1 protein-coding gene is annotated in these 218 nt (G+C 54.1%); it reads right to left on the reverse strand.

Features of this window, described 5'->3' with window-relative positions; translation table 11 throughout:
- Positions 1-218, reverse strand: a 218-nt coding sequence (locus LKK83_RS23255) for a Uma2 family endonuclease (protein ID WP_324633771.1), incomplete at both ends; no start/stop codon positions are given.

Genomic DNA, 218 nt, shown 5'->3' on the forward strand with positions numbered 1-218 from the left:
TCCAGGGGGTCAATTAGCCAGCACAACCGCACGCCATTGTCAATATATTCTCGCATTTTTTCCCGCAGGTTTTCGATGGCGTCACTGCGCGATCGCAACTCCACCACAAAATCCGGAGAGAGGCGGGAAAACTCCTGCTGTTGTGCCAAGTTTAACCCCTCCCAGCGCTCGTTACTTACCCAACTGACATCGGGCGATCGCACCGCACCATTGGGTAA

The organism is Phormidium sp. CCY1219, assembly GCF_035615515.1.
Taxonomy (GTDB): Bacteria; Cyanobacteriota; Cyanobacteriia; order Cyanobacteriales; family Laspinemataceae; genus CCY1219.